This window comes from Paenibacillus sp. FSL H3-0333 (genome assembly GCF_038002805.1).
Lineage (GTDB): Bacteria > Bacillota > Bacilli > Paenibacillales > Paenibacillaceae > Paenibacillus_AQ > Paenibacillus_AQ silagei.
Window position 1 is genome coordinate 1,994,661 of the sequence record NZ_JBBODG010000001.1, and the last position, 20,213, is coordinate 2,014,873.

The following is a 20,213-nucleotide window of genomic DNA, read 5'->3' on the forward strand; positions in this document are numbered from 1 at the left end:
GAGGTTTTGGAAACAGGATTCCGGGGTACGGAAATTTGGGTAATGAGTTTTTTGCGCTTCGTTTGGATATATTTATGTTTAAATACAATTTAGCCGTCCTGTATCCCGCTTAGGGTTCATAAGCTTCCACAGGCTGAAATATAATGAACAGACAGGCGGCTGTCCCGGCCTCTAAAAATTTGTGAAACGTGATGCCGATTATTTCGTTATAGTAGTATATAGCGGAAGGTGGTGGGTTCACCAATGAGTATGTGGGTATTGTGGTTAATTGCCGCTGGCGTCTTGTTTGTTGTAGAGATGTTTACGTTTACATTCTATTTGTTATGGCTTAGCCTGGGAGCCTTGGCTGCCGGACTGGTTGCGCTTGTGCTGCCGGATGCATGGCTGCTGCAGGTCGTAGCAGGTTCGCTGTTAGCCCTGGTCCTGACGTTCTTCACCAAGCCTTTGTCTGAGCGGCTGCGCAATGCGCGGGGCTTCAAGGATACGGGTACCGAGATTATCGGCAGACAGGGTCTGGTGACCGAACCGATTGAGCCTGGCCGTTACGGGCAGGTCAAGATTGGCGGCGATACATGGAGTGCAACCTCAACAGTGGCACTGGGTAAGGGTCAGCAGGTAATTGTAGTAAGAAGAAGCACTACCATTATTGAAGTAGAACGATGGGGGGATATGTACTAATGGAATTGATAATTATCGGAATTATTATTGTTGTTGTCGTAGTATTTATCGCAATGACGATCAAGATTGTCCCGCAGCAAAGAGTTGGAGTTGTAGAGCGTCTGGGTAAATTCCACCGTCTGCTCACACCAGGTCTGAATATTCTCATTCCGGTAATTGATCAGGTGCGGGTCTACCATGACCTGCGGATTCAACAAGCGAATGTACCGCCGCAGACGGTAATCACGAAGGATAACGTGCAGGTGCAGATCGACACGATTATCTTCTATCAGGTGGTAGGTCCGGAAGAAGCAACGTACGGAATCTCCGATTATGTGTACGGGGTACGGAATATCTCCACAGCCACCATGCGTCAGATTATCGGTAAGCTGGAGCTGGATGAGACCTTGTCCGGCCGTGAGAAAATCTCCTCCGACATCCGTCTCGCGCTGGATGAAGCAACAGAGAAGTGGGGCGTGCGCATTGAGCGTGTCGAAGTGATCGACATCAAGCCGCCGCTCGATATTCAGGAAGCCATGGACAAACAGATGAAGGCAGAACGCAGCAAGCGCGCGATTGTCCTGGAAGCGGAAGCCGCCAAGCAGGATATGATCCTTCGTGCTGAAGGGGATAAGCAGAGTAAGATCCTGAAGGCGGAAGGGGATAAGGAAGCCCGCATCCGTCAGGCGGAAGGTCTCGGTCAGGCGCAGGAGCTGGAAGCCCTCGGCCAGGCCAAGGCGATCGAAGCAGTCGCGATGGCGGAGAAGGCCCGGATTGCCATGATTGCCAGCGCAGGACTGGATGAAAGAGTGCTGGCTTATCAATCCTTTGAAGCCTTGACTGACATCTCTAAGGGACCTGCGAACAAAATATTCCTGCCGACTAGTGCGGTGGAGACACTGGGCAGCCTGGGAGCGATCGCCGAAGTATTCAAGGCCAGCAAAGAAGGCAAATAAGCGTAAGACAATTTACAATTGCTGAAGATTCCGTTACAGTTAATAGCACAATCAGGCCGAGGCTTAGCAGGTACTCTTGTACCTCTTAAGCCTTTGCTTATGAAGACTGTTTTGCCGCTGTGCAGAACTTGAAGGAGAAGATACCGTGACGCAAAAAGAAATTTCCCCGCTCGTAGAAACCCTGGGGCTGCAGCCCCACGTGGAAGGCGGATGGTACAAGAGACTTTGGAATTCTCCGTTTGAGATTCCTCAGGACACGTTGGGCGAGGCTTATTCGGGCCCGCGCGCATCAGCTTCATCGATCTATTTCCTGCTTCATGCTGACGAGACTTCAGACTTTCATACGGTGCTGTCCTCCGAAATCTGGCTGTATCATTCCGGCAGCCCGATCGTGCTTAGTCTGGGAGGCAATGGCGCAGAGCCGGAGAACGTAACGGAGGTTATCTTGGGTCTGGATATCGCTGCGGGCCAGCAGCCGCAGGTAGTGATTCCTCCAGGCGTATGGCAGGCCGCTCGTCCGCTCGGCGAAGAGCCGGCGCTCGTCTCCTGCATCGTATCGCCGGAGTTCCACTTTGACGATTTCAAGCTGATTGACAAGAAATAAGCAGGCTTGTAATGGAGTACGGCCGGGAAGGGGCTGTGCTCCATTTTTGTATATAAGAGGCATACAATCTTCACGATTTGGCAACCTATTCGCTAGAACGGGAACGGATTTCGCAATTGGATGATTATGAGAGCGGTAATACGGTTAAGGAAGCTTGTTGAATTCAAATTAGGCTTGGAGGGTATCCATATGAGTGAAAAGAACGCACCATTTACAGGCGGGCCTACCTTGAACGATGGAGTAACTATGCCGTGGCTGGGTCTTGGCGTATGGCAGACCAAGGATGGCGAGGAGGTTATCCGCGCGGTGAAGTCTGCGGTGGAGACGGGGTATCGCAGTATTGATACGGCTGCCGGCTATAACAATGAAGAGGGTGTGGGGCAGGCCATCCGTGAATGCGGAGTCCCCCGGGAAGAGCTGTTTATTACCACCAAGGTCCGCAACCCGGATCAGGGATATGAATCGACACTGAAGGCCTTTGAAGTCAGCCGCAAGAAGCTGGGCCTGGAGCAGGTAGATTTGTATCTGATCCACTGGCCGGTGGCCGGCAAATATAAAGAAACCTGGAAAGCGCTGATCCATCTGCAAAAGGAAGGACTGGTCAAATCCATCGGGGTGAGCAACTTCCAGCCGCATCATCTAGAGGATATCATCGAGGACAGCGGCGTGGTGCCGGTGGTGGACCAGGTGGAATTCCATCCGCTGCTGACCCAGCGTGAATTGCTGAAGTATGCACGGGAGCATGATATCCAGCTGGAAGCCTGGAGTCCGCTCATGCAGGGTAATCTGGACCTGCCGCTGCTGAAGGAATTGGCGGAGCGTTACGGCAAGACGGTAGCACAGATTGTTCTGCGCTGGGATCTCCAGCAGGGTGTCATCACCATTCCGAAGTCGGTCCATCCGGAGCGGATCATCGAGAACGCCGGCTTCTTCGACTTCACACTCAGCGATGAGGATGTTAAAGCCATCGAAGAGCTGAATCAGAACCACCGCTTCGGCCCGGACCCGGATAATTTCAATTTCTAGAGTTTAGATCGATGGATAATTAATTGTGCAATACAAAAGGTGCCCGCCAGAATGTGTGCTATACATTCTAAAGAAGGCACCTTTTTCAATTTGAACTCAGCCGATCGACACATTGTATGTCTTCAGCCACAGGTTGACCTGGGCCAGATAAGCGAATAATTGCGGGCCGGACATCAGCTGGCCGAACCACGGCAGATTGGTGGAGGACTCTGGCGATGCCGCGATTTCTCTGATTTTGTCCGGATCAAGGAGCGGGAGAATAGGGGAGGAAGGATCGTCCAGAATGCTTAGTACCTGTGAGCGCACCTTGTTCAGATAGGCAGGGTTATGCGTTTTGGGGTACGGGCTTTTTTTGCGGTAGAGCACATCGTCCGGCAGCACGCCCTCCAGCGCCTTGCGCAGGATGCCTTTCTCCCGGTTGCCTACCATCTTAATCTCCCATGGAATGTTAAAAACATATTGCACCAGCCGGTGGTCACAATACGGAACGCGTACCTCCAGTCCCACGCCCATGCTCATCCGGTCCTTACGGTCCAGCAGGGTCGGCATGAAGCGGGTTATGTTGAGATAGGACATCACCCGCATCTGTGCCTGTTTGCCGGTCTCGCCGTCAAGCTTCGGTACCTCAGCCACCGCATCGCTGTATCGGTCTCCTAAATATTCCAGCGGACGTATCCACTCCCGGATTTCCGGCGATAATAATCCGGCACGCATATTGGGGGCCACTGACCAGGGGAAGGTACCGGAAGATAGCATCTCCTCACGGTGGAACCAGGGATAGCCGCCGAAGATTTCGTCTGCTGCTTCGCCTGAGATGGCTACTGTGGCCTTCTTTTTGATCTCCTGGCAGAACAAATAGAGTGAGGAATCCACGTCGGTCATCCCCGGCAAATCGCGGGAGTACAGGGCATTATCGAGAGCGGCTACCAGCTCCGGAGTGTCAAAAGCGATAAAGTGATGATTCGTGTCCAGCTCGTCGATCATCCGCTGAATCCAGGGGCCGTCGGCTCCGGGCTGGAAGGCATGGCTTTTGAAATGCTTATCGTTGTCTACATAATCGACGGAGAAGGTATCGACCCGGCCCTGGCCGGTCCGCTTGTAATAATCCACGGCAAGCGCGGTCAGGGCGCTGGAATCAAGTCCTCCGGAGAGCAGCGAGCAGACCGGGACATCGGAGACCAACTGGCGCTCCAGCGTATCCTGAAGCAATTCACGCACCCGTGCTGCCGTCGCATCCACGTTATCGGTATGCCGGACGCTCTCCAGCTTCCAGTAAGCATAGCTGCGGATTCCGCTGCGGCTGTAAATCATGGCATGACCCGGGCGAAGCTCGAATATATCTTTGTATACCCCTTGTCCCGGAGTCCGTGCCGGACCGATAATGAAAATCTCGGCCAGGCCCTCCGGCCCGACCTTCGGCTGGACCAGGGGATGCTGCAGCAACGCCTTGGGCTCGGACCCGAAGACGAAGACGTCCTCCACTTGGCTGTAGAACAGCGGCTTCACGCCCAGACGGTCGCGGGCCAGGAACACCTGATCGCGCAAGCTGTCCCAGACGGCGAAGGCGAAGATGCCATTGAGCTTCTCCGTGCAATCCGGCCCCCATTCGATGTAGGCATGCAGCAGAACCTCGGTATCGCATTCCGTGAGAAAATGATGCCCGTGCTGCTTCAGCTCTTTTTTCAGCTCAGGGGCATTATATAGCTCGCCGTTATATACTATAGCGTATAACTTATCCTCATGGCGGGCAATCATCGGCTGTGCACCGTTCTCGGGATCGATGACGCTGAGTCGGCGGTGTCCGAAGGCAATAGGCCCTGAAATCCAGGTTCCGGCTGCATCCGGTCCGCGGTTGGCTAACGTTTCGGTCATTCTGACGAGCAACTGCGAGTGCCCGGTAAGATCACCGCGCCACTGGACAAATCCGGTTATTCCGCACATGTCTGATTCATCCTCTCTTTTGTGCGATTGTTGTCTGTCCTTTCTTTTTTGCCAAGTAATACAGATATATGCCGATTGAAGGGATAAAATGTATGTCCTTATCCGAACACTAGGGGAGAGGGAAATTTGCCAGGAGGGATGATGACAAGTGTATTATATTAAAGACGCCAAAATCCGCAGAATGACTGACTATGACGGCGCGCCTTGCGCAGAGGTTGGCGTATTGCCGGGAGTTGTGGGCGATTCCGCACTGCTGGTGTATATTGTTGAGGATCAGCGCGAGGAGGGCTATGAAATTGTCCGGATTCTGACGAATGATGCGGATACGGCCACCGACTGGTTCGACAATAATCTGCATGATGCCTTCAAGGACGTTACGGTCAGCGGCTTCACCGGCAGTACGGTGATGACCCCGGAGGATGAACGCTCCAAGTTCCAGCGCGAGCTGCTGATCTTCGGCGATCTGAAGCGTCAACTGGGCGAGCACTTCCGGCAGGTTCCCTGAGCCCACATCTTTCGCAGGTCATGTCCAGGCTTAACTATAGAGCAGGAGGCTTTCCGTGACGGTGGTTGCGGGAAGCTTCTTAACTGGAAGAGTTTGGTCTTGCTAATTCTGGTGAATCAGGTATAATAAATAACGTTGCGTTAATACATATCTCTTCAAAAGCTTCAAGTGATACAATGTTATCCTACATGTCCCGGTAGCTCAGTTGGATAGAGCATGCGCCTTCTAAGCGCACGGTCGGGGGTTCGAATCCCTTCCGGGACGTCAAAACAGCAGCCTTCCTTCGGGAGGGCTGTTTTGACGTCCGGAGGATGAGAACCCCCTTTTATTTTGAGTAGGATCAACGTGGGCACTTGGGTGGACGCTCCGCGAACGGACCGTTGTTACAATCGCTGTTGTCTCCAGATTTTATTTATTTCCCTAATCGGTAAAAATCCGGAGACAAAGGCGACCGCTATCGCTTTTCCGCGGGTCGTTCCGTTCTCTCCGCTGTTTAAGCGGGATGCGAAATTCATAACATTCTAAAGAGCCCAAAACCATCCATCCCAAAGTGATCTTAGTACACTGAATTTATTGAATGCAGCCCAAATGAGCGAATGTAGTGTATAAGTACCCCTGAGTTCACCAGATGTGAGCCAAATGAGCAAATGAGGAGCACATGTGCACTTGAATTCAGCGGATGCGGGCCAAATGCGGAAATGAGATGCAGAAGTGCACCTGAATTCAGCGGATGCGGGCCAAATGCGGAAATAAGGTGCAGAAGTGCCCCTGAATTCACCGGATGCGGGCCAAATGCGGAAATGAGGTGCAGAAGTGCCCCTGAATTCACCGGATGCGGGCCAAATGCGGAAATGAGGTGCAGAAGTGCCCCTGAATTCACCGGATGCGGACCAAATGCGGAAATAAGGTGTACAAGTGCACCTCATTACACAGGATGCACCCAGAAGTGGGCGGATGGAGAAGGGGGAGCCGTGCAAGCTGCACAGACCCGCATAGGTTCCTGCTCATTCATCCCATAGAGCAGGTATGTTCTTAAACGGATGTAGACTCAGCGCGTCTACATCCGCTCCGGCTTAGGCAGACCGAGTACGTCGAGCGCCTCGCCGAGCGTCTCGGTGAAGCTCCGGGTCAGCCACAGGCGGAAGGTAATGCGGGCTTCCTCGCCCTTGAGAATCGGACAAGCTGAGTAGAAGTTACTGAACAACGAGGCCAGGGAATAGGCATAGTTACAGATTGTATTCGGCGTAAGCTCCCGGCTTGCTGTGTAGAGTGTGTCTTGCCACAAGCTGAGCTGTCTCAGCAGGGCAAGCTCAGCCGCTTCAAGCTGCGCCGGGAACAGCGGCACCTCGCCAACGTCGGACTCGCCACCGCCGGACTCGCCACCGCCGAACTCGCCACCGCCGAACTCGCCACCGCCGAACTCGCCACCGCCGGACTCGCCACCGCCAGACTCGCTAGCGCCGAACTCGCCACCGCCGGACTCGCCACCGCCGAACTCGCCACCGCCGAACTCGCCACCGCCAGACTCGCTAGCGCCGAACTCGCCCACATCAGACTCTCCAACGTCAGACTCGCTAGCGCCGGACTCGCTGACACCGCTCCCGCCACCCGCCGAAGCGGCCTTACTAAGCACGCGCTGCGCCCGGGCATAGGCGTACATCAGGTAGACGCCGGTGTTTCCGGAGATTTCCATCGCCTGCTTGAAGTCGAACACAATCTCGGTGCCCAGATTGAAGCGCAGCAGGTAGTAACGGATGGCAGCGGTGGCGATGAGCCGGCTGGACAGGCCGTTTTTGTCCGAACGGGTGGATTCAATCATGTCTTCCATGAGCCGGACCAGCTCGGTTACCTTAATGCCAATTCCCTGGCGCCCGGACATGGCGTAGGAGCTTTTGCCGCTGGAGGTATCAATGCCCAGCCCGGCCGCAGAAGCGGGACTCAGCGAGACCACCCCATAGCTGACATGATGCAGCGCGTCTGCCTGCGCACCGAATCCCAGTGCCTTGAGCGCCTGCTTGACCATCTGCTGCGGATATTCCTGCCGGTAATCGATGACGTTCACGACCTGATCCGCCCGTCCAAAAGGCAGAACCTGTCCGCTCAAGCCGGTCGTCCACAGCCCGCTCTGAAATTCACTGTAGCTGAAGTCCTTCTCCAGCAGTCCGAACTTCCACAGATGATAGGCGATGTCCTTGGCAGTATAGGTCAGAATTCCGTTCGAACGCACCAGTACCTTATCCTTCTGATGCTCCTCCAGCGTGTCTGGTCTAGCGTCTTCAGCGGGTTGCTTCAGAATCCAGCAGCCTGCCAGCTTGCCTTCCGTCTCCTGCACGAAGATCTCCGTCTGCGACAGAAGCTCGAATGCCGAGGCCCAGAAGCCCTCCTTCAGAATGTTGCTCTCCCACACCAGCAGATCGTAGTCAATGCCGAACCCCCGCATCTCCTCTACATGCTCTCTCACGATCTGCCCGGCGACGAGTGTGCCAATCCAGGCGGTGTTGCCATGGCCCTCTTCCAGAGCGTGAAGAATCTCAGTCCGCTTCTGCACCATTTCCGGCTGCTGCGCGTACGTTTTGTTAATCTCGGCATAGATGTCCCAGCAGTAGTCTCCGAACCGGACATGGGCTCCCACCAGCGGAACATTCAGCAGGCCGGCTACGGTATCTGCCAGCTGATTGCCGAGATCATCGACATAGTTGTGTACCTCAACAGTATGGCCGGTCGCCCGCAGTACTCTCACCAGCGCGTCCCCGATACAGGAGTTTCTCAGGTGGCCGATATGCATACTTTTATTGGGGTTGACGGAGGTATGCTCGACGATCACCTTCGACCCTACTGTATGCTGAGGCAGAGTGAAATTCCCCTTCGCCCGTGCCCAGGCCTGCCAATCCAGATACATATTAATAAACCCCGGACCGGCAACCTCGGTTCTCAGCACCAGTCCGTGAACAGAGCCCGAAGCTTCGAGCTCAGCGACGATCAGCCCGGCGATGGCAAGCGGAGCTTTGCGCAAGTGGCGGGCCAGCTGCATGGCGATATTGCTTGAATAATCCCCGTGGTCAGCACTCGCCGGCTGCTCCAGGGCAACATTTACTTCAGCGATGGCGGGCACGCCCAGGGTTAGCGCGATTTTGTGAACAGACTGCTTCAGGCTTTCTTGGATTAGCTCACTTAGCATTGGCATGAATAACAACCTCCTGAATAAAATAACGACAAAAAAAGCCTTCATCTCCTAAGAGACGAGGCTTGTGCGCTCGCGGTACCACTCTTGTTGCTGAGCCTTGCGGTTCAGCCACCTTACAGGTTAACGGTCCTCGGCCGGGGCTTCCTACTACAAGGTTCAGAAGTCCATCTCACGGGTGCGCTTCATGGTTCTAATCTGTACCGGCTTCCACTTTCCCGGCTCGCTGGGGACTAGATATAAGACCATTACTCTCCCGGTCATCGATTGAATATGGATTTGTATCAGTATAGCGAATTTCTGAAAGAAAGCAAGAGCAGATTGCTGTGCAGCAGGAGTCCTCCGGTTAAGAATTACACGTCACTAGGCGCCCCTGTCAGATTCTTGATGTCCGTTGAACCATAAATCAGCAGCATAATTACAATGACCAGCAGGAGTCCGCCGGCAAATCCTTCTCCGTCAAAACTGTCCATAGCCCCGTTCCCTCACTTTCACTTCCGTATGTGTTCAGGTGTTTTCGGCTTTCTTTTTCAAAGCGGCCATGATCTCGTTCAGCGTCAGGCTGCTGTTGTCATCGAGGAAGCTGACCAGCTTATCGACGTTGTCACTACTTAGCTCGCTTAAGGTTTTATATTTGCCTACCAGACTGACGAACATCGACGCGTCCGTGTACATCTGGATAGAGTCTACTTTCAGCTTGCCGGTCAACAGAAGGGCAGCTACGGCAAATTCAAGCCCCTTAGGTGTCTGGGTTTTGGAGCTGGACGGTGTTTTTTTGGCGGCGGGCTTCTTTCCTTTTCCTGGAGGGGGCATGGGAGTCCCTTCTTCCGTTCGGCGTTCGTAGGGGAAGCGCAGCGTGGGCGGTATTCCTTAGTAAAAGATATGCGTCTCTGCAGATATTGGTGAATAGGCTAAGGCCTGTGTCCACACCGTTATACCAATACTTGAATATGAATATGTCGAGCGATTAAACTCAATCGCCGTGACTGAGTTTAGAGGCAGAAGGGAGGGAGCGGGATGGCGATATTATCAACAGGACCTATTGAGAATAATGCCGTTTCAGGAGTCAGACCTACACAGACTGTAACAGTAAGAATAGTGAAGCGGGATACGGCTGTCACTTCGGCTGTCAGCATTCAGGGTTATGTACTGGGAACGACAAGAACGCTGTATGTAAGTGAACTTATTAATGTTGCCCCTAATGAAGCGGTGACCAGAAGTTATTTTGCCGATCTGGATGCCTATGAATTTGTATTTACGACTGAAGAAGCAGATGAAGAGGAAATCGGAATTTCAGTATGGGGAAAAACATCATCCGGTCAGCTGGTGAATGCTCATCGTGTGGTTGCACATGAGCAACTAAACCCGGAAGTATAAATTCCCGTTAAAAATGATTATAAACAGGAGGACTGAACACAATGACCTTTTTATCCACGGGACCCATAGAAAATAATAGGGTTAACGGAGTGAGACCAACTACCCAGGTTACGGTAAGGATTGATAACCGCAGCGAAACTACTGCCTCAACAATAACAGTTAAAGGTTATTATTTGAGCGGCGGAGTGAGAAATCTGTATGTCAGCGAGGCGAATAATGTTAACCCGAATCAGTCGGTAACTAAAACCTATTATGCCGATCTGGACGCTTTTGAATTTACATTTGTGACATCTGTGACTGCGGATGACCCAATCCAGGTATCGGTCTGGGGCAAGAGCAGTACCGGTGCGCTGGTTACTGCTCACCGCCTGGTCTCAGAAGAATTGCTAGGGGAAGGTTCCGGCACTGCCGGAACCACCGGTCCGGCAGGAGCAACAGGTCCAGCAGGTCCAGCAGGTCCGGCAGGAGCAACAGGTCCTGCTGGTTCTGGCGGCGGAGATACCGGAGCAACCGGAGCTACAGGGGCCACAGGTCTGACTGGGGCTACAGGGGCTACAGGCAATCCGGGTGAGACCGGGGCTAAAGGAGCTACGGGCGCTGGAGGCGGAGCAGTCGGTGATACCGGTATGACCGGAGTTACAGGAGTAACAGGCGCAGGCGAAACTGGAGCGACCGGTGAGACCGGTATGACCGGAGCTACAGGCGTGACAGGTGTGACAGGTGCTGGTGAAACTGGAGCGACCGGTGAGACCGGTATGACAGGAATAACAGGGCCGACCGGGGCGACAGGAGCAGGTGAGACTGGAGCGACAGGCGAGACCGGCATGACAGGAATAACAGGGCCGACCGGTGTGACAGGAGCAGGTGAGACTGGGCCGACCGGCATGACCGGAGCTACAGGCTCAGGGGCAATTATCCCTTATGCATCCGGGATTCCTGCAGAAATGACGACTGTCGTGGGAGGAGTGAACAATACCTCCAGTCTGGTGGGCTTCGGCAACACCGTGACAGGTGTCGCAGGCGTGCCAGCCGGAACCATTGATCTGACTGGTTCGGCGGGCACAATGCTCAATGTTGCCTTCTCTGTGCCCCACGATGGCACCATAACTTCGCTGGCAGCTTATTTCAGCACATCGGATACAGTTGCACTCACAGGATCTACAATGACTGTAACGGCACAATTGTATCAATCGGTTACTCCGAATAATACATTCATCCCTGTTACCGGAGCGTTGGTCACGTTAGCCCCTGCGTTGACAGGTGCTGTTACCCTAGGTACGATCAGCAGTGGATTAACTACAGGGCTGTCTATCCCGGTAACTGCAGGAACCCGTCTGCTGATGGTCTTCTCTGCTGCAAATACAGGTGGAACAGATGCAGCGGTAACTATTCCTGGTTATGCCAGTGCAGGACTTACCATCGTCTAATTCAGTAGCGGTATGCCATAGGATATAAAGAACAGGGACCTCCCGAGCGTGATCGCTTAGGAGAGTCCCTGTTGCCTTTCGAGGTGATTGCACTTTGTGCAATAGAAACAGTACTTTTCCGCTCAGAAAAGCATTCTATTGCACTTCATACACTTGATTCCCGGATTTCTGCTCAAAAACAGCGTTGACCCGAAATTCTAGTGTACGAAGTACAGCAGGTTCAATTTCTCAACGATTTTGGAAGTGTTCTGTTGTACAAAGTACAGCAGAGCTGAGGAAGGGTTGAGCAGCAAGCATTAATTCACCAGCTCCTCCATCCTCAGCACTCCATCCCCCTCGTCCGGCTTTGGCATACACTGCCTTGCTACAACCTTCGGCTGGTCAGATCGACAGGATTTCACGTATATCCTGCTCGCTGAGGCTCGACAATGCCTCCTGCCCCGGCTGGATCACCTCGTCAATCAGGTTTTTCTTTTTTTGCTGCAGTTCGTACATTTTATCCTCCACCGTACCCTGGGCGACCAGGCGGATGACCTGGACGATCTTTTTCTGCCCGATCCGGTGGGCGCGGTCGGCGGCCTGCTGTTCGACCGCAGGGTTCCACCACAGGTCATAGAGAATGACCGTATCGGCGCCGGTCAGGTTGAGGCCGGTGCCGCCCGCCTTCAGCGAGATCAGGAACAGGTCGCGCTCGCCTTCATTGAAGCGGCTGCACAGCTCAACCCGCTGGGAGGCCGGGGTCTGTCCATCCAGATAGAAATGCGGAATCCCGAGCAGCGCCAGCTCGCGCCCGATCATACCGAGCATCTGCGTGAACTGCGAGAAGATCAGCATCCGCTTGCCGGAGCTGCGGCATTCGTCGATAATCTCCAGGAGCTGCTCGAATTTACCGGAGCCTCCGGTATATCCGTCCACGAACAGGGCGGGATGGCAGCACAGCTGGCGAAGCCGGGTCAGTCCGGCCAGCACCTTGAGCCGGCCGTTCCCGAAGCTGTCGCTGTCCAGATGCTTAAGCGCTTCTTTGCGCAATCTGGCCAGGTAGGCGACATAGAGCCTTTTCTGCTCCGGCAGCAGCTCGGAGGCCTGGAGGGACTCGATTTTGTCCGGCAGCTCCTTCAGCACATCGCTCTTCAGGCGGCGCAGCAGGAAGGGGCGGGCGCGCCTGGCGACCGTCTCCCGGGGAAGGTCATGGAACGCCTTCTTCCCGGGGAATAACCCGGGGAAGACGACGCTGAAGATCGACCACAGATCCTCCAGCGCATTCTCCACCGGTGTTCCGGTCAGCGCAAACCGGTAGCGGGCCTGAAGCAATCTGACCGCCTGCGAAGTCTGGGTTTCATGATTCTTGATCATCTGCGCTTCATCCAGAATGAGCGTATGGAACGACTGCTTGGCATACTCATCCACATCTCTGCGCAGCAGCGGGTACGAGGTGATGATGACATCATGCCCGGCCGTGTTCCGCAGGGCCCGGCTGCGTTCACCGGCGGTGCCGTCGGCAATGACCGCCTGAAGCTCCGGGGCAAAGCGCTTCAGCTCGTTAAGCCAGTTATAGAGCAGGGAGGCCGGCGCCACAATAAGCGCAGGCACGCCGCTCTGCCGGATGTCTTCCCGCATCGAGAGCAGGAAGGTGATGCTCTGCAGTGTTTTGCCAAGGCCCATATCGTCCGCCAGAATCCCGCCGAAGCGGTAATGGGCCAGCGTCCTCATCCACTGGAAGCCGTACTGCTGGTAATCCCGCAGCACGGGAGCCAGACTCTCCGGCACTGGGAAGTCCAGATTTTCGGGACTCGCCATGTTGGCCAGCAGCCGCCTGAAGGAGCGTCCGGTCTGGATGGTCTGCCCCTGGACGGTGCCTGCATGGAGATGGAGGGCGCGGACCAGCGGCAGGGAGAACTCGGTACTCCGGATATCCACGCTGCGGACGCCCAGCTCGTTCATCAGCGCGATAATCTCCTGGAACTCAGCGGTATCCAGCGGGAGCAGGGCTCCGTCCTTGAGCCGGTGATATTTACGCTTTTCCTGGAGAGATTTCAGGACCTCTGTAATGTCCTTCTCCGTGATGCCCTCCATGGCGAACTTGAAGTCCAGCCAGTCGGTCTTCTCGTTCCAGCTCAGGCTGACCTTGGGCGCTGCATGCTCCGTAAGCACCCGCTGCTTGACCGCAGTGGTCGCATAGACCTGAAGCAGCGGTTCCAAGAGCGGGATGGTATGGTGCAGGAAGTCGAATTCCCCGTCCTCGTCACGCATGATATATCCGCTCTCGGTCCGCGAGAAGGACTCATGCGCCATCAGGTCCAGAATCCGCCGCTCCGCTTCCCCGTCCCGCATCAGAATGACCTCGCTGCTCCGCTCATGCGCCTTCTCCTCCAGCGGATTGATGACAATTCCGCCGTACTGGAATTCCAGCCCGGCCAGCAGCCGGTCCCTTACCCGGTCCAGGTAGAGTCTGGCGTGTAGCCGGGTCTGGACGATCCGGTCCGCGATGGCGTCGGCAATGCTTACTCTGCCCAGCTTCTTCAGGCCGGGTATGACCCTGTCCATGAAGGGCTCCATCTGCTCAGGCGCAATCGCCAGGCTATCCCGCCGGCTGCTGCTGAGCATCCGCTTCAGCTCTGCGAGACGCCCGCATTCCTGCGCCGGGAGCTTCAGCAGCCTGCCTTCGGTCAAGACCAGCCCGTAGCTCTCCAGAATCGTAAGCTGCTCAAGCCCCCGGACATCCAGCCGGTAGCCTTCCTCCTGTGCCTGGTCGAACTGGAAGCTGAGCGGCAACGGCTCCTCCGAGACAGACAAGCGGTCAAGTTGAAGCTGTCCATGCTGAAAGCGTACGGCAGGCACGGCTTCTAGCAGGGGGTACAGACTCTTCCAGAAAAAAGGGGCCACCGGCAACAGCCGGTCATTTCCCGGATGGCTGGAGCCGGCAGCATACGGATTGTTGAGGCTGTTGTAGACCTTCTCATTCTGCATGATCTCAATCAGCTTCAGCAGGACCTCATTATCTTCCTTGGAGAAGCTGTGCAGGGCGGGATCATAGCTGAAGTGCGCTGTGAACTCAAAAGGCTCGCCCCGGCGAACCTGCTCCAGAAAAGGTCTGATCTTCTGCGCGATATAGAGGCGCTTGGGGCCCAGCTTCACTTCGATTCCAAGCATCGTGCTGTTGTAGCCGATGTTGAAGGGCCGGCAGATGAACTCGACCTGGAGCGGTGTCCGCAGGTCGATATACGTGCCGGCACCGCTTGGCAGCTGCCGCCCTCCGGTGAATATTCCGAGCATGCTGTTCACCAGCTGCCGGTCTGCGCTGCGCTCCCTGTGCTCTGCCCCGGAGAGGGGAGAGCTGCCTTGCACGAGCGGCAGACTGCCGTCCCTTGCGGGATAAATCTCCTCCGCATCTGCCTGCATATCCGCCGCCTGGTCAGCTCCGGCAGCCCGGCTGCGGTAGAGGACCGCCACCAGCGCCGCCGCAATATGCTTGCAGAAGGGGCCGCCGTGAACATAAGCCGGGCAGGTGCATTCCCCCTGCACATCCCCGTCACTGTCGATAATCAGCGCGATCTCATGGCTCTCCAGCCCATGGACCTCAGCGCGGTATTTGGAATATTCGTCTTCCTCGTTATGCTCCGTATAGACAAGATCCACCTTATGGGCATGATAATAAGCCACTCCCTGGTCAAAAGCAGCATTGCCGCACAGCAGCTTGATTACCCGTTCCGGCACCTGATAACCCACGTATACTCACTTCCTTTTATTGCTTCTATCTAAGCCACCCCCACGGGGGATATCGTACTTAAAGATTATCCATTCCCGCCGATCCCGTGCAGAATGAAGCTTATCGTCTGTTCAATCTCTGCCTCATCATTCCAGTCCTGCTCCGGCATCAGCACCAGCCGGGTCAGCAGGTATCCGGCAATCGCGGAGATGGTAAAGCGGATAATCGCAGGAGTGGGCGCATCAATCACTTCACCTTCCGCCTTGAAGTGCTCGGTAATTGCAGTGACACGCGCCAGAACCTGCTCGAAGATATTCTCGGTCAGCTGCTCCTTCAGCGCAGGCTGGAAGGGGATCTCCTGAATGAGAATTTTGACGATTTTCAGATTCCTGCGGACGAACTCCAGCCGGTTCACCATGAAGGCCTTAAGGAAGGCTTCGTAGCTCTCGAACGGCACATCCAGTACACCGCTGAAGTTGCGCAGCACGAACGGGGCGATCATCCGGCTCATGGTGGGCACAACGATGGCGAGCAGCAGATCTTTTTTGGTCCGGTAATAACGGAAGATCGTGCCTTCGGCCACGCCGGCCTTCTGGGCAATCTCACTGGTGGCGGCCGCCGAGAATCCCTTCTCTGCAAAAACATCAATCGCCGCCCGCAGAATGGACAGCTGCTTGGGCGTGACCTGCTCCTTCTCGCTGAGGTCCAGCAGCTCCTGGACCCACTGGTCTTGCTCCAGCTGCCCCTGATCGGCAGCAGGGTTATTCTCCATCAATAGAACCTCCAGACTCTTGCAGTTCCTCCTAGTGTACCATAGCCTGTTCACCCTTTACATTCTGCGGTGCTTGCGCAGAGCCAGCACATTCAGCAGCATGAACAGCAGGGAGAAGCCGATCAGCACGAACACATCCGGGGCGATGTCGGTCCAGCCTTTGCCGCGCAGCATGATGTCCATCAGCGCCTGTGAACCGTAGTACATGGGAGTGGCAAGTCCAATGCGCTGGAGCCAGAGCGGCAGGGTATCCAGCGGAAATAATCCGCTCAAGAAGATCTGCGGCACAATGACCAGGGGGATGAACTGGATCATCTGCAGCTCATTGGCGGCGAATGCCGAGAGCAGGGTGCCGAGGGTCAGCGCAGACATGGACAGCAGAAGCGTCATCAGCAGCACGTAACCGAAGCTGCCTGTCATCATAATCCCCAGCACCTGGATGGAGAACCAGGAGATCAGCAGAGCCTGGAAGACGGTGAAGATGCCGAAGCCGCACACATATCCGGTGACGATCTCCCAGCGCTTCAGCGGGGTGGAGAGCAGACGCTCCAGTGTGCCCGTAGTCCGTTCGCGCAGGAAGGAGACACCGGCAATCAGGAAGACAAAGAAGAACACGAACACCCCGATCATAATCGGGCCGAAGCGGTCGATCGTCTTCATATCCTCCGCGCCATAGAGATAGCTGATCTGCGGCTGGAGCTGCCCGCCACCCGGAGCTTGCGGCCGGAGGCTCTGCGCAGCTTCCTGGAGCGCCATGATCACAGCGCGGTTAGCTGCCGGATTGCTGCCTTCAAGGACAACAGCAGGAGCGTCTCCCTTCATTGTAAGGAGAGCATCGATGGCTCCCGCCTTCAGGGCGGCCTGCCCGGATGCTTCATCGGCATAGCTGGTAACCTCAGCCTGCCGGGTTTTCAGTGCTGAACTGAACACTGCCGTATCCCCCGAGACGCCGATTCTAGGCTCATAAGCATCGCTGCCGAACACCAGGCTCATCAGGCTAAGCACCAGCAGGGGAGCGATGAACATCAGCGCCATGGTTCTCCGGTCATGGATGAACTGCTGCAGAATTCTCAGAGTAATCGCTCGGATTCTCATCGGCGCACACCTCCATAGCAAAGGAAGGCTTCCTCAATACTGGCGGTGCCGGTAGCCTGAAGCAGTCCGGCGGGGGTATCAGCCGCCAGCAGCACGCCGTCCCGGATCATCGCCAGCCGGTCACATTTCTCCGCCTCATCCATCACATGTGTGGTCAGCACAATCGTCGTTCCTTTGCGGTTCAGCGCCTTCAGCTCCTTCCAGATGGACTGGCGCAGCACCGGATCGATGCCGACCGTCGGTTCATCCAGCAGCAGCAGCGGCGGCTCGTGCAGCAGGGCAATCGCCAGGGACAGCCGGCGCTTCATGCCGCCGGAATATTGGTCCACCCGCTTCCGCAGATGCTCCTGCAGATTCACCAGCTCCATCACATCCCCGATCCGCCGTGTGCGGTTGCCGCCCTTCAGTCCATAGAGCGCGGCGAAGAACTCCAGATTCTCCTTGGCGCTAAGCTCGGTATACAAGGCATCCGACTGGGCCATATATCCGATTTGCTGGAGCATGGCAAGCTTCGGCATACGCACCCCCAGCACGGTGACCTCACCGGAGGTTACCTCGTCTATACCTGTAAGCAGCTTGACCAGCGTGGTTTTGCCGGAGCCGGATGGCCCCAGAATCCCGAAGGTCTCTGCCTGATTCACCTGAAGCGTAATATCCTTCAACACCGTTTTATTGCCAAAAGCCCGGTTCACATGAGTAACCGCAATGACAGGCTTCCCCTCATCCATACCAATCTCCTCCATCCGCCATAATAATGAGTGAGCGCTCACTCATTATACTAATGATTCCCTGCTCAAAAGTAAATAAAATTGTAAGGATTATCCGTTACTCCTGCTCTTTATCCGGGTAATAAAAGGAACATCCTATGGTTACCGGCATCCTGAAACCCAATTCACTAAAGGCGGTGGAATTATGGCAGGACATAAGCTGCTCCTTCCTCTGGCAGCTCTGCTGGCTGCGGCTGGACTTAGCGGCTGCGGCGATGCGGACAAGTCTGGCAGTGGCGGACGGTTTCATACCTTGGCAGACGAGAAGACGGAGGCAAGGCAATATTTGCCGGAGGATCTGCCGATTCCCGAAGGGGCAGGCATTACTTTTACCCAAGGTGAACAGTCAGAGGGGAAGAAATCCTCCATGCTGATCTATCAGACGAAGGAGAGTATGGCCGCTCTTGGAACTACATATCAGAAGTATGTAAGAGAGAAGGAGCTGGAACTCGGTACAGAGCTTGTCGACAGCCATAACCTGCTGATTAACGGCAAAGTGAACGGCTCTTATTCGTATTCTATTATTGGCAGTCCCTCGGAATCAGAGCGCGGCGGGAACGAGATTATCGTGACGTGGATTGTGAATTAACACAGGATTTACAATAGGCCGGTCCGGGAGGGTTCCCGGGCGGGTCTTCTTTGGTTTGGGCTTGTAATTATTTTTACAGTTAATATTTCCATAACATTCCTGCGCAACAGAATTGACACTCGTAGACGAAAATAACATTAGCAGTTACCTATAGGAAAAGGGTGAATCTAATTGAAGAATAGTAAATGGATCGGCGCGGCTCTGGCTTCTACACTTCTCGTAACAGGGGGAGCTGTTAGTGTTCTGGCCACAAGCAGCCAAGTAAGTGCCGCAGCTGTGAACACAGCAGCCGTAGAGGGCAGCATGTCCTGGAGCATCAACGGTACGCCGGTTACACTCAGCACAATTAACAGCGGCGGATACAAGCTCTATTCATTGAGCCAGGTAGCCGCAGAGCTGGGAGCTGGACTTGTGCACGGCAGCAGCGGAATCCAGCTGAATGACAGTAAAGGTCTACATAGTGTGCAGCTCCAGCCTGGCGTGAAAAGCTATCAGGTGGATGGCGAAACCCTGGAATTCACAGTGGCCCCGGTTGTACGTAACAGCAAAACGTATGTGGAGCTGACGAAGCTGGTTACGGCGCTTGGCGGTGAGCTTGCGGCCGATGCCCATACGATTCTGAGCTTTGCCCGGCCCGCCGGTTCATTCGATACTCTTCACTGGAGCGCTGACGGCGGCCTGATTGCGAACAGAAGCGACGCTGAATCCACCCTGCTCTATAAATTCACCCAGACTCCAGGCAACTATGATCTGTTCTCTTCCAGCGAAGGCGCGGTGGATTTCGCAGTCTCCGCCGACCAGCAGTGGGGCGCATTCAGCGATGAGACCGGCCAGCTGAAGCTGATCAAACTGTCCACCGGCTTAATCAGTCCGCTCGGCAAGGACACCAGCGTGAAGACAGATATCGTGTGGTCCAGTGACGGCAAGACGCTCTATTTCGTCCAGGGCGACAAGCAGGAGAAGCTGGCACAGATTTCAGTAGAGACCGGAGAGATCAAGGCTCTGCTTGAGGATAAAGTGGAGAACAAATCGGAGCTTCGCATATCGGCAGACGGCAAAAGTGCAGTGTACATCGTCAACATCACCGGTACCGCGAAGAATGATGCCGACAGCACAGAAGATTCACTTACCGTAGACTTCAGCAAGGCCGGAGAACAGCTCTATAAGCTGGATCTTACGACCAAAGGTGCTAAGCCGGCAGCCTTGACTACTACGCCTGACAACAAGCTGTATCCTGAGATTCTGGCTGGCGGCAGCGTGACCTACCTGAGTGCAGATGCAGACGGCAATGCGGCTAACACACTGAAGCTGATTGCAGCAGACGGTAAAAGCACAGATGTCGCCCTCGGTGCAGAAGCGAACTGGTCTATAGGGGTTAGCACGGGCCTCGTTGTCTCCGGGACTACAGCGGACGGCAACACGGTAATTTACTCTATTGCAGGCAGTGCAGCTCCGGTTGAACTGTACCGGACAGCTGAAGATGTATCGGAAGTGGCGGTATCGGCAGACGGCAGCAAGCTGGCTATTATCAGCGACGGCAAGGTACTGGTCATTCAGAACGGCAAAGCGCTGCAATTGTCAGTCTCACCGGAAGCTGCTAATTAATTACA

The 20,213-nt window shown here is 55.0% G+C and carries 16 protein-coding genes, 1 tRNA gene and 1 other annotated feature; of the genes, 10 read left to right on the top strand and 7 right to left on the bottom strand.

Annotation, left to right across the window (positions count from 1 at the left end; translation table 11 throughout):
- Positions 1-243 precede the first annotated feature (243 nt).
- From MHH78_RS08940 to MHH78_RS08955, 4 genes are all read left to right on the top strand, one after another.
- Entirely contained in the window at positions 244-678 is a 435-nt protein-coding gene (locus tag MHH78_RS08940; RefSeq protein WP_076083137.1) for an NfeD family protein, read from the top strand.
- Positions 678-1,613, top strand: coding sequence for an SPFH domain-containing protein (locus MHH78_RS08945; RefSeq protein ID WP_083685599.1), 936 nt, complete (start codon positions 678-680; stop codon positions 1,611-1,613). Before MHH78_RS08940 ends, MHH78_RS08945 begins: the two co-directional genes overlap by 1 nt.
- A 145-nt stretch (positions 1,614-1,758) precedes the next feature.
- The gene (locus tag MHH78_RS08950) at positions 1,759-2,217 is read left to right on the top strand and encodes a cupin domain-containing protein (RefSeq protein WP_341167183.1); all 459 of its coding nucleotides are present in this window, start codon (positions 1,759-1,761) and stop codon (positions 2,215-2,217) included.
- A gap of 189 nt (positions 2,218-2,406) precedes the next feature.
- Complete coding sequence (locus tag MHH78_RS08955; RefSeq protein ID WP_341167184.1) at positions 2,407-3,243, top strand: aldo/keto reductase; 837 nt, start codon at positions 2,407-2,409, stop codon at positions 3,241-3,243.
- Positions 3,244-3,339: 96 nt separating this feature from the next.
- Here MHH78_RS08955 and asnB read toward each other — a convergent pair whose 3' ends face one another.
- Positions 3,340-5,184 (bottom strand): asparagine synthase (glutamine-hydrolyzing), encoded by a 1,845-nt coding sequence (asnB, locus tag MHH78_RS08960; protein ID WP_341167185.1) that lies wholly within the window; start codon positions 5,182-5,184, stop codon positions 3,340-3,342.
- A gap of 148 nt (positions 5,185-5,332) precedes the next feature.
- On the opposite strand from asnB, the gene MHH78_RS08965 reads away from it, so the two are divergent.
- Positions 5,333-5,689: a hypothetical protein gene (locus MHH78_RS08965; RefSeq protein WP_341167186.1), complete on the top strand. Its 357-nt coding sequence runs from the start codon at positions 5,333-5,335 to the stop codon at positions 5,687-5,689.
- A 190-nt stretch (positions 5,690-5,879) separates the two neighbouring features.
- Positions 5,880-5,953: transfer RNA gene (locus tag MHH78_RS08970), tRNA-Arg, on the top strand.
- Positions 5,954-6,746: 793 nt separating this feature from the next.
- Here the strand turns inward: MHH78_RS08970 and MHH78_RS08975 are convergent.
- Both MHH78_RS08975 and MHH78_RS08980 read right to left on the bottom strand, forming a co-directional pair.
- Positions 6,747-8,867, bottom strand: a complete 2,121-nt coding sequence (locus MHH78_RS08975) for an arginine--tRNA ligase (protein ID WP_341170298.1) — start codon at positions 8,865-8,867, stop codon at positions 6,747-6,749.
- Positions 8,868-8,921: 54 nt separating this feature from the next.
- Positions 8,922-9,143: a binding site (T-box leader), on the bottom strand.
- A 234-nt stretch (positions 9,144-9,377) separates the two neighbouring features.
- Positions 9,378-9,683, bottom strand: a complete 306-nt coding sequence (locus MHH78_RS08980; RefSeq protein WP_076086516.1) for a hypothetical protein — start codon at positions 9,681-9,683, stop codon at positions 9,378-9,380.
- 204 nt (positions 9,684-9,887) lie between these two features.
- On the opposite strand from MHH78_RS08980, the gene MHH78_RS08985 reads away from it, so the two are divergent.
- The gene (locus MHH78_RS08985; protein ID WP_076086513.1) at positions 9,888-10,247 is read left to right on the top strand and encodes a hypothetical protein; all 360 of its coding nucleotides are present in this window, start codon (positions 9,888-9,890) and stop codon (positions 10,245-10,247) included.
- Positions 10,248-10,288: 41 nt separating this feature from the next.
- On the top strand, positions 10,289-11,674 hold the full coding sequence (locus MHH78_RS08990; RefSeq protein WP_341167187.1) for an exosporium glycoprotein BclB-related protein: 1,386 nt from the start codon (positions 10,289-10,291) through the stop codon (positions 11,672-11,674).
- A gap of 381 nt (positions 11,675-12,055) precedes the next feature.
- Here the strand turns inward: MHH78_RS08990 and MHH78_RS08995 are convergent, their stop codons facing one another.
- From MHH78_RS08995 to MHH78_RS09010, 4 genes are all read right to left on the bottom strand, one after another.
- Positions 12,056-15,400 carry a DEAD/DEAH box helicase gene (locus MHH78_RS08995; protein ID WP_341167188.1) on the bottom strand — a complete coding sequence of 1,115 codons (3,345 nt, stop codon included), beginning with the start codon at positions 15,398-15,400 and terminating at the stop codon, positions 12,056-12,058.
- A gap of 65 nt (positions 15,401-15,465) precedes the next feature.
- The gene (locus MHH78_RS09000) at positions 15,466-16,152 is read right to left on the bottom strand and encodes a TetR/AcrR family transcriptional regulator (RefSeq protein ID WP_051478062.1); all 687 of its coding nucleotides are present in this window, start codon (positions 16,150-16,152) and stop codon (positions 15,466-15,468) included.
- Between the two features lie 57 nt (positions 16,153-16,209).
- Positions 16,210-17,247, bottom strand: a complete 1,038-nt coding sequence (locus tag MHH78_RS09005; RefSeq protein ID WP_341167189.1) for an ABC transporter permease — start codon at positions 17,245-17,247, stop codon at positions 16,210-16,212.
- Positions 17,244-17,975, bottom strand: a complete 732-nt coding sequence (locus MHH78_RS09010; protein WP_341167190.1) for an ABC transporter ATP-binding protein — start codon at positions 17,973-17,975, stop codon at positions 17,244-17,246. The genes MHH78_RS09005 and MHH78_RS09010 overlap by 4 nt, the downstream gene beginning before the upstream one ends.
- A gap of 184 nt (positions 17,976-18,159) precedes the next feature.
- Between MHH78_RS09010 and MHH78_RS09015 the strand changes: the two genes are divergently transcribed.
- Together MHH78_RS09015 and MHH78_RS09020 are read left to right on the top strand one after the other, a co-directional pair.
- Positions 18,160-18,603 carry a hypothetical protein gene (locus MHH78_RS09015; protein WP_340938540.1) on the top strand — a complete coding sequence of 148 codons (444 nt, stop codon included), beginning with the start codon at positions 18,160-18,162 and terminating at the stop codon, positions 18,601-18,603.
- A 171-nt stretch (positions 18,604-18,774) separates the two neighbouring features.
- Entirely contained in the window at positions 18,775-20,208 is a 1,434-nt protein-coding gene (locus MHH78_RS09020) for a stalk domain-containing protein (RefSeq protein WP_341167191.1), read from the top strand.
- The last annotated feature ends 5 nt before the right edge of the window (positions 20,209-20,213 follow it).

Excerpts from the sequence above, each read along its gene's own strand:
- MHH78_RS08940 (WP_076083137.1), top strand. The coding sequence starts at position 244 with ATGAGTATGTGGGTATTGTGGTTAATTGCCGCTGGCGTCTTGTTTGTT.
- MHH78_RS08945 (WP_083685599.1), top strand. The coding sequence starts at position 678 with ATGGAATTGATAATTATCGGAATTATTATTGTTGTTGTCGTAGTATTT.
- MHH78_RS08955 (WP_341167184.1), top strand. The coding sequence starts at position 2,407 with ATGAGTGAAAAGAACGCACCATTTACAGGCGGGCCTACCTTGAACGAT.
- asnB (WP_341167185.1), bottom strand. The coding sequence starts at position 5,184 with ATGTGCGGAATAACCGGATTTGTCCAGTGGCGCGGTGATCTTACCGGG.
- MHH78_RS08975 (WP_341170298.1), bottom strand. The coding sequence starts at position 8,867 with ATGCTAAGTGAGCTAATCCAAGAAAGCCTGAAGCAGTCTGTTCACAAA.
- MHH78_RS08980 (WP_076086516.1), bottom strand. The coding sequence starts at position 9,683 with ATGCCCCCTCCAGGAAAAGGAAAGAAGCCCGCCGCCAAAAAAACACCG.
- MHH78_RS08985 (WP_076086513.1), top strand. The coding sequence starts at position 9,888 with ATGGCGATATTATCAACAGGACCTATTGAGAATAATGCCGTTTCAGGA.
- MHH78_RS08990 (WP_341167187.1), top strand. The coding sequence starts at position 10,289 with ATGACCTTTTTATCCACGGGACCCATAGAAAATAATAGGGTTAACGGA.
- MHH78_RS09000 (WP_051478062.1), bottom strand. The coding sequence starts at position 16,152 with ATGGAGAATAACCCTGCTGCCGATCAGGGGCAGCTGGAGCAAGACCAG.
- MHH78_RS09005 (WP_341167189.1), bottom strand. The coding sequence starts at position 17,247 with ATGAGAATCCGAGCGATTACTCTGAGAATTCTGCAGCAGTTCATCCAT.
- MHH78_RS09010 (WP_341167190.1), bottom strand. The coding sequence starts at position 17,975 with ATGGATGAGGGGAAGCCTGTCATTGCGGTTACTCATGTGAACCGGGCT.
- MHH78_RS09015 (WP_340938540.1), top strand. The coding sequence starts at position 18,160 with ATGGCAGGACATAAGCTGCTCCTTCCTCTGGCAGCTCTGCTGGCTGCG.